This is a genomic window from Nocardia sp. NBC_00508, from assembly GCF_036346875.1.
GTDB lineage: Bacteria > Actinomycetota > Actinomycetes > Mycobacteriales > Mycobacteriaceae > Nocardia.
Genome location: NZ_CP107852.1, coordinates 3,301,468 through 3,315,873 on the forward strand (window position 1 = coordinate 3,301,468; position 14,406 = coordinate 3,315,873).

General features: G+C 67.6%; 11 protein-coding genes. 7 read left to right on the plus strand and 4 right to left on the minus strand.

All coding sequences use genetic code 11. The features are described 5' to 3' along the window. Nucleotides 1-46 precede the first annotated feature (46 nt). On the minus strand, nt 47-577 hold the full coding sequence (locus OHA40_RS14720) for an EXLDI protein (RefSeq protein WP_330233605.1): 531 nt from the start codon (nt 575-577) through the stop codon (nt 47-49). Nucleotides 578-715: 138 nt separating this feature from the next. On the opposite strand from OHA40_RS14720, the gene OHA40_RS14725 reads away from it, so the two are divergent. Genes OHA40_RS14725 through OHA40_RS14740 form a run of 4 tightly spaced genes read left to right on the plus strand, consistent with a single transcriptional unit; the run spans nt 716 to nt 5,213 of the window. Then, nucleotides 716-2,395, plus strand: coding sequence for a thiamine pyrophosphate-binding protein (locus OHA40_RS14725; RefSeq protein ID WP_330233606.1), 1,680 nt, complete (start codon nt 716-718; stop codon nt 2,393-2,395). 49 nt (nt 2,396-2,444) lie between these two features. Beyond that, nucleotides 2,445-3,104: an SRPBCC family protein gene (locus OHA40_RS14730; RefSeq protein WP_330233607.1), complete on the plus strand. Its 660-nt coding sequence runs from the start codon at nt 2,445-2,447 to the stop codon at nt 3,102-3,104. A 7-nt stretch (nt 3,105-3,111) separates the two neighbouring features. Next, entirely contained in the window at nt 3,112-4,158 is a 1,047-nt protein-coding gene (locus OHA40_RS14735) for a 3-oxoacyl-ACP synthase III family protein (protein ID WP_330233608.1), read from the plus strand. Further along, complete coding sequence (locus OHA40_RS14740; protein WP_330233609.1) at nt 4,155-5,213, plus strand: aminotransferase class I/II-fold pyridoxal phosphate-dependent enzyme; 1,059 nt, start codon at nt 4,155-4,157, stop codon at nt 5,211-5,213. The genes OHA40_RS14735 and OHA40_RS14740 overlap by 4 nt, the downstream gene beginning before the upstream one ends. Before the next feature lie 25 nt (nt 5,214-5,238). On the opposite strand, the gene ggh is transcribed toward OHA40_RS14740, so the two are convergent. After that, complete coding sequence (ggh, locus tag OHA40_RS14745; RefSeq protein WP_330233610.1) at nt 5,239-6,576, minus strand: glucosylglycerate hydrolase; 1,338 nt, start codon at nt 6,574-6,576, stop codon at nt 5,239-5,241. Nucleotides 6,577-6,804: 228 nt separating this feature from the next. On the opposite strand from ggh, the gene OHA40_RS14750 reads away from it, so the two are divergent. Further along, complete coding sequence (locus OHA40_RS14750; RefSeq protein ID WP_330233611.1) at nt 6,805-7,494, plus strand: SDR family oxidoreductase; 690 nt, start codon at nt 6,805-6,807, stop codon at nt 7,492-7,494. Between the two features lie 218 nt (nt 7,495-7,712). Here OHA40_RS14750 and leuS read toward each other — a convergent pair whose 3' ends face one another. Beyond that, nucleotides 7,713-10,559, minus strand: coding sequence for a leucine--tRNA ligase (leuS, locus tag OHA40_RS14755; RefSeq protein WP_330233612.1), 2,847 nt, complete (start codon nt 10,557-10,559; stop codon nt 7,713-7,715). Nucleotides 10,560-10,722: 163 nt separating this feature from the next. Here leuS and OHA40_RS14760 point away from each other — a divergent pair, with 163 nt between their 5' ends. After that, nucleotides 10,723-11,130 (plus strand): SdpI family protein, encoded by a 408-nt coding sequence (locus OHA40_RS14760; RefSeq protein WP_330233613.1) that lies wholly within the window; start codon nt 10,723-10,725, stop codon nt 11,128-11,130. 142 nt (nt 11,131-11,272) lie between these two features. Then, nucleotides 11,273-12,025, plus strand: a complete 753-nt coding sequence (locus OHA40_RS14765) for a glycoside hydrolase family 25 protein (RefSeq protein WP_330233614.1) — start codon at nt 11,273-11,275, stop codon at nt 12,023-12,025. 182 nt (nt 12,026-12,207) lie between these two features. On the opposite strand, the gene OHA40_RS14770 is transcribed toward OHA40_RS14765, so the two are convergent. Continuing rightward, nucleotides 12,208-14,271: a PhoX family protein gene (locus OHA40_RS14770; protein ID WP_330233615.1), complete on the minus strand. Its 2,064-nt coding sequence runs from the start codon at nt 14,269-14,271 to the stop codon at nt 12,208-12,210. Nucleotides 14,272-14,406: the final 135 nt, after the last annotated feature.

Genomic DNA, 14,406 nt, shown 5'->3' on the forward strand with positions numbered 1-14,406 from the left:
TCCGGCCGTGCGCGGGCTGAGGACGGACTACGTCCGGCAGCGCCCATTAGATGTCCAGGTCCTCGATCGTCGGCCCTTCGGCCAGATCGGCGACCCGCCGATAGAACTTGTCGGGGATTTGCCCCTTCAGCTCGTCGACCGAATCCACCACGACGAGGATGAACTCGCCCCAATCCTGTTCCCCGACGCCGAGCAGCCTGCGCCAGCTCTTCGGGTCCCGCCAGTCCTTCAGCCACTTCGCACCCGCGTCGGACGGGTACTCGTCCCAGTTCGAATACTGGGCATGCATCACGTACTTGCCCTTGCGGCTGCGATACACCCGGACGTGCTCCATCCGCGTATCGTTGACGTCGTGCCACTCCCCGAGCAGGGTGCCGGAGAAGCGAACCTGTCGCACACCATCGCGACCCACCTTGAGCACGATCTCGTCGTAGCCCTCCAGCCGCCCCTCCTCGAGTTCGATGAATCGGCGCAGTGCCGTGACCACCGCCCCCGAGAGGTTGCCGCCGACCAGCTCCTGCGCGCGCTGGAAGAGCGGCAGGTCGTCATCGGCAACGTAGATCGTCTTGTTGGGCATGAACTCACTATACGTAGATGTATACGTACACGCAAGGGTGGCGGTCGCATCTCCTGATCCGCCGTTGAACCATCCGGCGACCTAGCCCGTATTCACTCGTGTACGCAGCCGAATGTTCGTCAGCGGAAGGGAGTGCCGATGCGGGTCGTGGACTATCTCGTGCAAGCGGTTTCGGCGCTTGGGGTGCGACACATCTTCGGCGTGGACGGCGCCAACATCGAGGACTTATACGACGCGATCTTCGACGCATCGGATGACGTCACCGGTGTGATCGCCAAACACGAGTTCTCCGCCGCCACGATGGCCGACGGCTACGCCCGCAGCACCGGCGGATTCGGGGTGGTCGCAGCGACATCCGGCGGAGGGGCGATGAACCTCGTTGCCGGACTTGCCGAATCGTTCGCATCACGGGTTCCGGTACTCGCGCTGGTCGGGCAGCCACCGACGTCGCTGGAAGGCAACGGCGCCTTCCAGGACACCAGCGGACGCGCGGGCGCCATCGACGCGGTCCGCCTCTTCGGGGCGGTCAGCACCTATTGCGCACGCGTGGAGACCGGCGCCGACCTGCCCGATCAGGTGAACAGGGCGGTCGGCGCCGCACGGCGCGGCGGGCCCGCGGTCCTGCTCCTGCCCAAAGACGTGCAGCAGGCCGATCTGGGCGACGTCGCGCCGTTCCGCTTGTCCGCCAGGACGCACCGATCCGACCGAGCCGGAATCGCTCGCGTGCGCGACGCGCTCGCCGGGGCCAGGCAGACCGGAAAGATCGTGATCATCGCCGGTGACCAGGTGGCGCGCGACGACGCGCGCGACGAGCTGGCCCGCTTGGCCACCGCTCTGGACGCCGCCGTCGGCGTCGCGCCCGACGCCAAGGACACCTACGACAATGCCGACCCCGCGTTCTGCGGCGTCGCGGGCACCATGGGCCATCCCGAGCTGGCCGCGGCCATCCGGTCCTCGGCCCTGTGCCTGCTGGTCGGCACCCGGCTGCCGGTTCCCACGCGCGCGGGCCTCGAACCCTTGCTCACCGACTGCACAGTGGCGAGCATCGGCGTCGCCCCGCCCTACCTGCCGGCCATCCACGCGACCAGCACCGACCTGTCGCACACCCTCGCCGACCTCGCCGAGGAACTGTCCGGCGGCGCAGCCGAGCCCGAACGCGCCGGCACGGCACAACCGCTGACACCGCTGCGCGTACCCGGCTCTTCCGGTCCCGGCCTGCGCTACCGCGACGTGGTCGAGACGATCGACGCCGCATTGCCGGAGGGCACCGACGTGTTCGCGGACGCGGGCAATACCGGCGCCGCGGTCGTGCACCATCTCCGGGTCCCGCGCGACGGGCGGTTCGTCGTCGCGCTCGGCATGGGCGGGATGGGCTATGCGTTCGGCGCCGGGATCGGCTCCGCGTTCGCGCGGAAGGCGGCGGCGCATGGCGTGCGACGCACGGTGGTCATCGGGGGTGACGGCGCGTTCTTCATGCACGGCCTGGAACTGCACACCGCCATCGAGCACGCCCTGCCGGTCACTTTCGTCGTGCTGAACAACAACGCGCACGCCATGTGCGTGACCAGAGAGCAGCTGTACTACCGGGATCGCTACAGCTTCAACCGATTCCGTCCCGCGTACCTGGGCGCTGGCGTCGCGGCCATGTTTCCCGAGCTGCCCGCGTTCTCGGCACACACCGTCGGCGAGCTCGACCACGCCTTGCGGTACTGCCTGGAAACCGAAGGGCCGTCGTTCCTTTCGATCGAATGCGACCCCGACGAGATTCCCCCGTTCTTGCCCTTCCTGACGACCATCGAGCAATCCAGGAACCCCTGATGAACCAGGCTCGCCCAGCCAGCCCGCTGGTGCCTGCCGAGAGGAGTACATGGTGACCACAAGTTCCCTGCCCGCGCTCAGCGACATCCCGGAGGTACTGCCGGGGGTGCTGCGCATCGAGAACTCCGACAAGGACGCGACCACTCCGATCATCATGGACATGCTGCGTTCGGTGTATCCGCACGACCAGATCTTCGGCGAATACTGTCCGGTGCAGGCCTACATCGCCGCACCGCCGCGCGAGGTGTACGAATATCTCGCCGATACCAGATCGCTGGAGGAGTGGAGCTACAGTCTGCGCGGATTCGTCGAGACCGACGAACCGGGACTGTGGCTGGCCCACGACCGGCTCGGCTCCGAGACCGAGATCTTCACCCGAACCGTCGCACACCCCGAGGCGATGACCGTCGACTACCACTGCGCGTGGGACCAGGGACAGCACCTGTGGATGATCTACCTGCTGCGCGTGGTCGACGCGCAAGTGGTGTTCAACAAGCCGGGTTCGGTAGTGCTGTGGGTGAATTGCAAGCACCCGTTCTACGACGAGAACCCCTACCCCGAGACAGCGCCGCCGAAGCGGCCGGTGTGGGTCGGCGACTTCTGGGATATGTTCTCCGCCGGTCATCAGCTGGAGATGGACAACCTCAAGGCGATCTGCGAGTACCGAGCCGCCCACGGCCTGCCCATCAAGCCCGACTGGATGAAGTGAGGCGAACATGATCACTCCCCCGCACCACGACACCTCCGGACTACCGCCCGTCAGCCTCGTCGACGTGTCCAGCTACCTGCCCGGCGAGCCGGTCGGCACCGAATACTTCACCCAGTTCGCCCGCTCGGACCGGATGGCGAAGAACGTCATGTTCCGCTCGCCCAAGGGCCGCCACCACGTGGCACGCGACGAGACCGCGGTGGACATGGTCGAGCGGGCCGTGGCGCCGCTGATCGAGCGCCACGGCGAAGACGCCATCGCCGACGTCGACGTGCTGATCACGCACACGCAGTTGCCGGACAACCCGGTGCTCGGCTGCGGTCCCGAAGTGGCGCGGCGGCTCGGCATCCGGCCCTCGTTCGCCTACGACGTGCACAACGGCGGTTGCGCGGCCTTCGTGCACATGATGGCGATGGCTCGCATGGTGTTGCAGACCACCACCGCCCGCACCGCGCTGATCGCCGCGACACAGAATTGTGCCGGGCCGGTGTTCACTCAGACCGACATTCGCAAGCTGGCCCAAGCGCCGGTGCCTGGCGACGGCTGCGGTGTCGGACTGCTCCGGAAGGACGACAGCGCACCGATTCTCGACATCGAATGCCGCACCTATCCCGAATTCGCCGGGGACATGGACTTTTCCACCAATGGCGAGCGCAAGTACTGGGAGCCGGGCGAGGGGCAGGGCTGCGTCAGCTTCACCGAGTCCAAGGTCACCAAAGTGTTCGCCCGCGGCAACCGGCTGGTCCCGGAGGTGGCGCTCGCGGTCTGCGATCGGATCGGCGTGAAGGGAAGCGAGATCGACGCCTTCGTCACCAACCAGCCGAATCGCCTGTTCCTGCGCAACTGGCACGACGCGTTGGAGCTTCCGCCGGAGCGGCATCCGGACACCTTCGACGCATGCGGAAATCTGTTCGCCGCCGGTATCCCGGTCACCCTGGACGTGGAGAACCGAGCGGGCCGACTGGCCAACGGATCGCTGGTGCTGATGTCGGCGTTCGCGCACGCGGGCGACTTCGCCGGCGCGGCCGCGGTCCGCTGGGGAGCCGCGCGATGAGCGTGCGGATCGCCGACGACACCCGGCCTCCGCGGCACCTGTCCCCGCGGGTGCCGCCGCGATTCGACCTGAGCCTGAGCGAGAATCCGTTCCCACCGCTGCCCTCGGTGCTGCGGGCCGTGCATATGACGTTGGCCCAGGCGAATCGGTACCCGGAGTTCCTGCCGCGGCGGCTGCCGACGCTGATCGCACAGCACGTGGGCGTGCGGGCGGATCAGGTGGTGGTCGGATCGGGCGCGACCGGAGTGGCGATGCAGATCCTGCAGTCGCTGGTCCCGCCGGGCGCGGAAATCGTCTATGGTGCACCGACTTTCGACGGATATCCGATCATGTGCGAGATGACCGGCGTTGCGGCCGTGCCGGTGCCGCTGGACACGGCGGGCAAGCAGGACCTGCGGGCGATGCTGAGAGTCATCGACAAGCGGACCGCGCTGGTCGTGGTGTGTCGCCCGCACAATCCGACCGGAACGGTGATTCCGGCGGACGAGCTGAAGGCGTTCCTGTCCTCCGTCCCCGCCCGGGTGCCGGTGCTCTTGGACGAGGCCTATGTCGAATTCCTCGGGGCCGCCGAATTCGCCGACCCGCTCGCACTGATCGGGAAGTATCCCAATCTCCTTGTGTTGCGCACTTTTTCGAAGGCGTACGGCCTGGCTGGGCTGCGCATCGGCTACGCCTTCGGCAGAACCGAACTGATCGCGCGGGTCAGCAAACTGCAACTGCCGTTCGGGGTGAGCGCGGCAGCCGTGGCCGCGGTCGCCGCCTCCTACGCCGCCGAACCCGAACTCACCGCCCGGACCCTCCGCATCACCGAAGCGCGAGACGCCCTCCGCGGCGCGCTCCTGGCCCGCGGCATCGCGGTCCCGGAAAGCCACGCCAACTTCCTCTATCTCCCCGGCCCAGGCATCGCCACGGCCCTGCGCCGCGCAGGAATCGCCGCGAAGTGCTACCCCGACGGCAGTGCCCGCGTTGCCGTCGGCGACCCAGACGCCGACCGCACCGTCCTCCAGGCCCTCACCCCAATCCGACATAACCGTAACCATCGAACTGTGACATGAGATAGCGAAGCGTTCGCGCGGGAGCCTATCCGAGCCAATCCAAGACGGACGCCGCCGTCCAGGACTGCTGCATGCTGCCGAGCGGTTCGCCGGTGAACGGCTCGTAGTACTCGGCGAAGGCCCCGTCGCTGGCTTGGCGTAGGCCCTCGGCGCGCAGCATGAACGAGCGCTCGGCCCAGCCTCGCCTGGCGAAGACCCAGGAGAACAGCCAGCTCATCACCGGCCACACCGGGCCGCGCCAATACTCGCGGGAACGGAAGTCCTTGGAGACCGGCGAGGTCGAGGGCGGCAGCGCGTAGCGCAGATCCGGGTGCCCGCAGAAGCGTGGGCCTTCGAACAGCCGCAGCAGGCTGCGCTCGGTGGGGCGGGGCAGCCCGCCGCACAGCAGTGGCGCGAACATCGACAGCGTCTCGGTATTGATCCACCGCCGCAACCGCACATCGAAGTCGCGCGCCGCGCCGGTGCGGGCATCGGCGGTCGCGATGACGCCCGCTCGAAATCGGTCGGCCCACGCGTACAGGTCGCGCACGTCGGCGTTGGGCTGCTTGTACTCCTCGCCGATGTTCGCCAGGACCTCACAGGCCAGTGCGAAGATCCCGGTGACGAACACGTCCTCGACGGCGAAGCTCATGGTCGAGGCGAGCTGGTAGTCGTCGTAGCCGGCGCGGCGCATCTGCTCGACCAGCCACAGGTAGCGGTCGTACTCCCGGTCGGTCGGGCGCTGGCTCGGATCGGATACCACCAGCACGTCCTCGCGGCGATAGGGCGGCAGGTCGCCGGGGATCACGTGCTCATAGGCGCGGTCCCAGCGCGGCGAGTTGTCCATCCCGGACTCCCAGCCGTGATACAGCGTGATGCGGCCGGTCTCCTTGGGATCGCGGGCGTGCGCCAACCAGCGGTGCCAGCGCACCAGGTCCGGCCAGCGCCGGTTGAGGAACTCCTCGGCCACCGCCCTGGTACTGCGGCCGTGCCTGCGCGAATGATCCAGGATCCGCTGTACCGCGATGGCGTGGACCGGCGGTTGGGTGATCCCGGAGGTGTCCGGGCCGTCCGGTGCGTTCGCGGCCAGTTTGCGGCACTCCCAGCGGGCCGGCCCGGGAAAGTAGCCGTCCACGCCGTTGGCGAAGACGATGTGCGGGATCATGCCGTTCTTCCACTGCGCCGAAAGCAGCGTGTCCAGCTCGATCACCGCCCGCTCCACGCTGAGCGGAGCCAGTCCCACCGCGACGAATGCCGCGTCCCAGCTCCACATATGTGGGTACAGTCGTGGCGCCGCGGTGGTCATCGTGCCCAAGTCGTTCCCGCGCAGCAAGTAGGCAGCGCGGGCCGCGAGCTGGGTTGGTGTGAAGCCCGGGTGTGCCATCCCCTTATTCTGCGATGTCACCCGCAGATATGCCCGTTCAGCGGTGTCCGTTTCGGCTCCGTCCCGCCGGCCGGTGGCCGGCTCGTATTCGAAGGTTCTCACTCTCGAATGCCCTGTCCCGTGATCGCTGCTCGCGATTGTCGGTCGATTCATGCCCGCACCGCTAGTCCTTCGTCCACTGCTACGGGTTTTTACGCCTTGCTTCCACTCCCGGTTACGGTGGGGGCCATGACTTCCGCCGCGATCTCGAAACCGACCGCGTTGATCACCGGCGCCAGCCGCGGGCTCGGCGCCGCCATCGCCCGCGAGCTCGCGCCGACGCATGACCTCCTGCTCGGCGCCCGATCGACGGAGTCACTGCGCGGCATTCTGGCGGAGCTGCCCGACGCGAAGGGCTGGCCGGTCGAGTTGACCGACTACCCGGCCGTCGCCGCTGCGACCGCGCCGATTCAGCAGCTGAATGTGCTGGTGCACAATGCCGGTATCGCCGACCTCGGTACCGTCGCAGGCTCCACGGTCGAGCAATGGCGAAACACATTGGAAGCCAACCTGATCGCCGTAGCGGAGTTGACCAGGTTGCTGCTTCCCGCGTTGCGGGCCGGCAATGGCCATGTGGTGCTGATCAATTCGGGCGCGGGGCTGCGCGCGAACGTGGGCTGGGCCTCATACGCCGCGAGCAAATTCGGGCTGCGAGCGTTCGGTGACGCGCTGCGGCTCGAAGAACCCGATCTGCGCGTGACCTCGATTCATCCGGGTCGCATCGACACCGATATGCAGCGCGAGATCATCGCGGGTGAGGGCCGCGAGTATCGGCCCGAGGAGTTCCTCACTCCGGAGACAGTGGCCTACGCGGTGCGCGCCGCCATCGATACCCCGCGAGATGCGCACCCCACCGAGATCGTGCTGCGGCCGTACTGATCGAGACGGCAAGTCGGCAGTTCGGCCGTGCGCATGCTCCAGTCGCGCTGCGATGGCCGACCCGGACCTGACCGTCCGCGCAGGTAAGCCGCAGACGGTTCGGCATCAGCAGATCGGCACGCCGCTGTCGCCCACTGTGACGGGCAACCGGCCGACATCGTCGAGCGGTGCGGCCGGTCACGCGTGACGTACCGCCGCGCAACCGACCGCCTGTCGACTCAGGCGACGATATTCACCAAGCGCCCCGGCACCACGATCAGCTTGCGCGGCGCCGCCCCATTGAGCAGCGCGGTGATCTTCTCGTCGGCCAGCGCGGCCGCCTCGATCGCCGCGTTGTCCGCGTCCGCGGCCACCTGAATCCGGCTGCGTACCTTGCCGTTCACCTGAATCGGGTACTCCACCGACTCCTGCACCAGCAACGCCGGATCGGCGACCGGGAAGGGGCCGTGCGCCAGGGATTCGGTGTGGCCGAGCCGTGCCCACAGCTCCTCGGCGATGTGCGGGGCCAGCGGAGCCAGCATCAACACCATCGGCTCCACCACGGAGCGCGGCGCGCCGCCGGGATAGCTCTTGGTCAGGTGATTGGTCAGCTCGATCAGCTTGGCGCCCGCCGTGTTGTCGCGCAGTGCGGCGAAATCCTCGTCCACACCCGCGATCGTCTTGTGCAGCAGCCGCAGCGTCTCCTCGGTAGGCGCGGCGTCGATGACTCGCAGCGCACCGGTCTCCTCGTCCACCACCAGGCGCCACGCGCGCTGCAGGAAGCGGTGCGCGCCGACGACGTCCTTGGTGGCCCACGGCCGCGAGGTGTCCAGCGGACCCATCGCCATCTCGTAGAAACGGAAGGTGTCCGCGCCGTACAGATCACACATATCGTCGGGAGAGATGGCGTTCTTCAACGACTTCCCGATCTTGCCGTACTCCTGGAACACCTCGATCTCGGTCCCGGTGGCATCGGTCCAGAAGAACGTGCCGTCCCGCTCGACGACCTCGGCGGCGGGCACGTAGGCGCCACGCGCGTCGGTGTAGGCGTGCGCCTGGATGTAGCCCTGGTTGAACAGCCGCCGGTACGGTTCGCTCGCGGACACGTCACCCAGGTCGTACAGCACCTTCTGCCAGAATCGGGCATACAGCAGGTGCAGCACCGCGTGCTCGACACCGCCGACGTAGAGGTCGACGCCGCCCGGGTCGTTCTCGCCGTGTTCCGCAGGGCGGGGGCCCAGCCAGTACGCCTCGTTCTCCCCGGCGCAGAACGTTTCCGCGTTCGTCGGGTCGGCGTAGCGGATTTCGTACCAGGAACTGCCCGCCCACTGCGGCATGACGTTGGTGTCGCGGCGGTACCGCTTCGGCCCGTCGCCCAGGTCCAGTTCGACTTCCACCCAGTCGGTCGCCTTGGCCAGCGGCGGGGACGGTTCGGAGTCCGCGTCGTCCGGGTCGAAGGTCACCGGGGCGAAGTCGTCCAGCTCCGGAAGCCGCACTGGCAGCATGGATTCCGGCAGCGCGTGCGGCGCGCCCTGCTCGTCGTACACGATCGGGAACGGTTCGCCCCAGTAGCGTTGACGGGCGAACAGCCAGTCGCGCAACTTGTACTGGATGGTGCCCTTGCCGTGGCCGTCGGCCTCCAGCCGGGCGATCATCGCCGCCTTGGCCTCTTCGACCGACAGGTCGTCGAGGTAGTCGGAGTTCACCAGCACACCCTCGCCCGCATGGGCGCCCGTGGCCAGATCGCCGCCGCTGATGACCTCGATGATCGGCAGCCCGAGGACGGAGGCGAATTCCCAGTCGCGGTGGTCGTGTCCGGGCACCGCCATGATCGCGCCGGTGCCGTAGCTGCTCAGCACGTAGTCGGCGATGAAGATCGGCAGGGCCTTGCCGTTGGCCGGGTTGATCGCGTAATTGCCCAGGAAGACGCCGGTCTTCTCCTTGTTCTCCTGGCGCTCCAGATCCGTCTTGGCCGAGATCGACTTGCGGTAGGCCGCGACGGCATCGGCCGGTGTGGCGGCGCCGTCGTTGGTCCAGCGCGGGTCGGTGCTCTCCGGCCATGCTGCCGCGGTGAGCTTGTCGACCAGCTCGTGTTCCGGCGCGAGCACGACATACGTGGCGCCGAACAGGGTGTCGGGCCGGGTGGTGAAGACCTCGATCTGTTCGCCGTCGGCGTCGAACTTCACCTGCGCACCGCGGGATCGTCCGATCCAGTTGCGCTGCATGGCCTTCACGTTCTCCGGCCATTCCAACCGGTCCAGGTCGTCGACCAGTCGATCGGAGTAGGCGGTGATGCGCATCATCCACTGCCGCAGCCGCTTACGGAACACCGGGAAGTTGCCGCGCTCGCTGCGTCCGTCGGCGGTGACTTCTTCATTGGCCAGCACGGTGCCGAGACCCGGACACCAGTTGACCACCGAATCCGTTTGGTACACCAGTCGATACGAGTCCAGCAGCGCGCCACGATCGGCGGGCGACATCGCGGTCCAGGACTTCCCGTCCGGGACAACCCGTGCGCCGGACGCGAATTCGGCCTCCAGCTCGGCGATCGGGCGGGCCCGGTTCAACTCCGTGTCGTACCAGGCGTTGTAGATCCGCAGGAAGATCCACTGCGTCCAACGGTAGTATTCCGGATCGGTGGTCGCGAAGCTGCGGCGCCGGTCGTGACCGAGGCCGAGCCGGTCCAGCTGGCGCTGCATGGTGGCGATGTTCGCTTCGGTGGTCACCCGGGGATGCGCGCCGGTCTGCACCGCGTACTGCTCGGCGGGCAGGCCGAACGCGTCGTAGCCCAGGGCGTGCAGCACGTTGCGGCCGTGCATCCGGTGGTAGCGCGCGAAGACATCCGTGGCGATATAGCCGAGCGGATGCCCGACGTGCAGGCCCGCGCCCGAGGGGTACGGGAACATGTCCTGGATGAACAGCTTGTCCGCGGGTGTGGGGCCGGCCAGCGGCCCGACCGGATTCGGCGCATGGAAGGTCCCGCGCTCGCCCCACGTCTGCTGCCATCGGCGTTCGATGCGCCCGGCAAGCTCCGCGTTGTACCGGTGCTCTGGTACATCGCTTTCGGTTGCACGTGTGTCCTGCACGGTCCTGCCTTCTTGTGGTCGCCGATCCCCGACAAACTTCGTCTATCAGGGTAGAACGTCCGGTCGGCAGCACCGGAAATCGGGCTGGCCCGGACTTCCGGCCGCGGCCGGCGGCGCACGGCCCGTCGGCGGCCGGTCGGCACCGATGCGCTAGCCTGCGTGGGTGTTCGTCGTCGCTCTCGTCCTGTTCGTGTCGGCTGTCGTGGCCGTCACAACCGGCGCACTCGGGCTGACCGGCCGGTTGCCGCGTAACCGCTTCTTCGGGGTGCACACCGAGGCCGCGCTGTCGAACGACGAAACGTTCCGCGTCGCCAACCGCGTCGCCGCCCCCACCTCGATCGCGGCCGGGGCCCTGCTCTTCGCCGGTGGTCTCGTCACGCTGGCCACCAGCGGAATCCTCGCGCTCGTCGTCGCGGCCTGCGCGGCCGTCGTCGCGCTGTTCACTCTCGGCGCGGGCGCCACCGCCGCCGCGCAGAGGGCGGACGCCATCGCCCCACCGGCCGAGGTCGGCGGTTGCGGCAGCTCCTGCGGCGCATGCTCCCTACGCGACGCCTGCCAGCCTGCCGGGTGATGTAATCACCGCGCTCCGGTTGCGCGCCTCTGGGGACAGCAGCCTGTCCACCGGCTGACTCACTTCGCGCTAGTTAATTCTTCGCAACTATCACATCAGTAACACTAGCCACATAGCGCACAGCTATCTAGCGTCAAATGGCATGGAAATCCCATGGCCTAGCTCAACAATCCACTGCCTCAGCATTGCGCTATCGCTAACCGCGCCGTTCAGCGTCATTTCAGCTATCGCTCCGGTTGCGGCCGCCGCACCGACCGGCCCGGACGTATCGTCCTGGCAGCACGGCGACGGACGCATGATCGACTGGTTCGCCGTCAAGCGGGCGGGGCACGACTTCGCCATGATCAAGGCCACCGAGGGGATCAGCTACATCAACCCTTACTTCGTGGCCGACAGCCTCATGATGCGCGCCGCGGGCATGGCGCGCGGGACCTACCATTACGCCAGGCCCAAGGTTCCGCCCGAACCGCAGGCCGCGATGTACGCGGCGGTGGCGCTCGGGCAGAACGGTCCCCTCGATCTACCGCCGGTACTCGATCTCGAGGACTCCGGCGGACTCAACCCGCCAGCCCTGATCGACTGGACCCGCCGCTATCTGACCACCGTCCAAGCCCTCACCGGCCGGGTCCCGATCATCTACACCTATCCCAGCTTCTGGCGCACGGCGATGGCCGACACCGCCGAGTTCTCCAGCTATCCCCTGTGGATCGCCGACTACCGCGGCAACGCGCAACCCGAAGTCCCCGGCGGTTGGTCGGCCTGGACGTTCTGGCAAACCACCGACCGAGGCTCCATCCCCGGTATCTCGGGCCGGGTCGACCTCAATGTCTACAGCGGCGCGCAAGGCGATCTCGCCCGCTTCGCAAACACGGGTGGCCTTACCGGAAGCGGATAGCCACACTTCGCACCTCTGGTGGCAGCCGCCGCGGATGTGAACAGTCCGTCGCCGGTGCGAAGTTCGGGGTAGGTGCGGGAGGTGGAGCCGCTACCCGCCCAGTCGAGCAGCGGCTCCACCTATGGGGGAAAGCCGCGGGTGGGGATGGCCGTGGTTGCAGGGGGCCGGTCGCGGCTGCGGTATCAGGCGCCGATCCGGCCGCCGCTCTTCTTCCACACCGCCACGACCGAGGGGCGCGGCTGAGCCGAGCCGCCGTCGGGCCAGTGCGAGAGGGGGTTGTCCGGGGTCGCGTCGTCGGCCTCGCCGGGATGCTGGACGCAGACGATGACCCGCGACTCGGTGACCACCGGGCCGCAGGTCTCCGCGCCGCGCGGCACCGTGAGGAACTGCTTGGTCTGGCCGCGGTTCGGTCCGTCGAGCACCACGGAGAACAGGCCGTCGTTCGACTTCAGGGCGTTGCCGTCGGTGGAGATCCACAGGTTGCCATACGGGTCGAAGGCCAGGTTGTCCGGGCAGGAGATCGGGCTGACCTTGGACTTGTCGTAGCCGGCGAAGTAGGTGTCCGCGGCCGCGGGATCGCCGCAGACCAGCAGCAGCGACCAGGTGAACGTGGTGCCGGTGTGGTTGTCGTCGATCTCCAGGACTTGGCCGTTCTTGTTGAGTTTGCGCGGATTCGCCTCGTCCGGCCCCTGCTTGCCTTCCGCGCCCCGGTTGTCGTTGTTGGTCAGCGCCACATACACCTTGCCGGTGTAGGGGTTGGCCTCGAAGTCCTCCGGGCGGTCCATCTTGGTTGCGCCGACCTTGTCGGCGGCCAGCCGGGTGAAGACCGCGACCTCTTCGGCGCTCATGCCCTCGACCAGTGACTTGCTCTTGCCGTCCGCGCCGGTTTCGAGCAGCGGAATCCACTGGCCGGTGCCGGTGAAGCCCTTGTCCGATGGCGTGGCGCCGGTGCCGTCGATCTTGTCCGGGTGGTCGCCGGTGAGCTTCGCGACATACAGCGTGCCCGCGTCCAGAATGGTCAGGTTGTGTCGCATGCTGGACGCGCCGGTGCCCGGCTGGATCTTGCGCGAGGACACGAATTTGTACATGTAGTCGAACTTTTCGTCGTCACCGGTGTAGGAGACGACGTCACCGTTCTTCGTGACGTAGATGTTGGCGCCCTCGTGCTTCAGCCGCCCCATCGCGGTGTGCTTGATCGGCGTCGAGTTCGGATCCCACGGGTCGATCTCGATCACGTAGCCGAACCGGTTGGCCTCGTTGGGTTCCTGAGCCAGGTCGAAGCGCTTGTCCGCGCGCTCCCACTGATTGGCGGTCTTGCCCGCCACGAGACCGTAGCGCTTCAGCCTCGCCACGGCGGCGGGGTCGGTCACCTTGTCGCCGTTGGCGAAGTAGCCGTTGAAGTTCTCTTCGCCGGAAAGGACTGTGCCCCAGGGCGTCAGGCCGCCGGAACAGTTGGCGAACGTGCCCAGCACTTTGGTGCCGGTGGGGTCGGCCGATGTCTTCACGAAATCGCTGCCCGCGGCGGGGCCGGTCAACTTGAACTCGGTGGTCGCGGTGATCCTGCGGTTGTACTTGCCGAAGGCGGGAACCAGCTTGCCCGAACCCGATTCGCCCTTGACCTCGACCACGCTCAGGCCGTGCGCGGCCATCGTGATCGCGAGCTGCTCGTCGGTCGGAGCGTCTTTGTTGTAGCCGCGGAACATGTGCGGGCCGGTGGTGTACTCGTGGTTGACCACGAGCAGGTAGCCGTTGGCCTGGCCTTCGATCGGCAGCAGGGCCGCGAAATCGTTGTTGTAGCCGAACTGCCTGGCCTGGGCGGCGGCGGTCTGCTTGTCGAAGTCGAACGCAGGCGCGTCCTGGAACAGCGGGTCACCCCAGCGGATCACGACGGACTGCTCGTAGCCCTCCGGGATCACCACGGCGTCTTCCTTGTTCGGCGCGACGGCGGTGAAGTCGGTGCCGGTTCCGGGCGGGCCCGCGGGCTCGGTGGACCCGGTGTTGGCCGGTTCGTCGTCGCCGCAGGCCGCGAGCACGCTGCCCGCGCCGACCGCGAGTACCGCGGCCGCGCCACCCTTGATCAGCCCGCGCCGGTTCAGGGAGCTGACGATGTCACCGAAATACGCACCGGCGGAGGTGTTCGGTGCCTCGTGGAAGCACGCGTTCGCGCACTTGTACTCACATGTGACGGCTGCGCGCGACGACTGGCCATCGTGCTTCACGAAAAGGGCGAGTGGCTGAAGACTCACGGTGACTCCTGGGTTGGGCCGACGGGCGCACGGTAAACCATCCGGACAATCCAGAAAAGACGGCAAAGTGAACAGCCGCCCAATTAGGTAACCCTCAGATTGCCCGGCTCCGGCAGAAGGAATGCCGCGCGATCC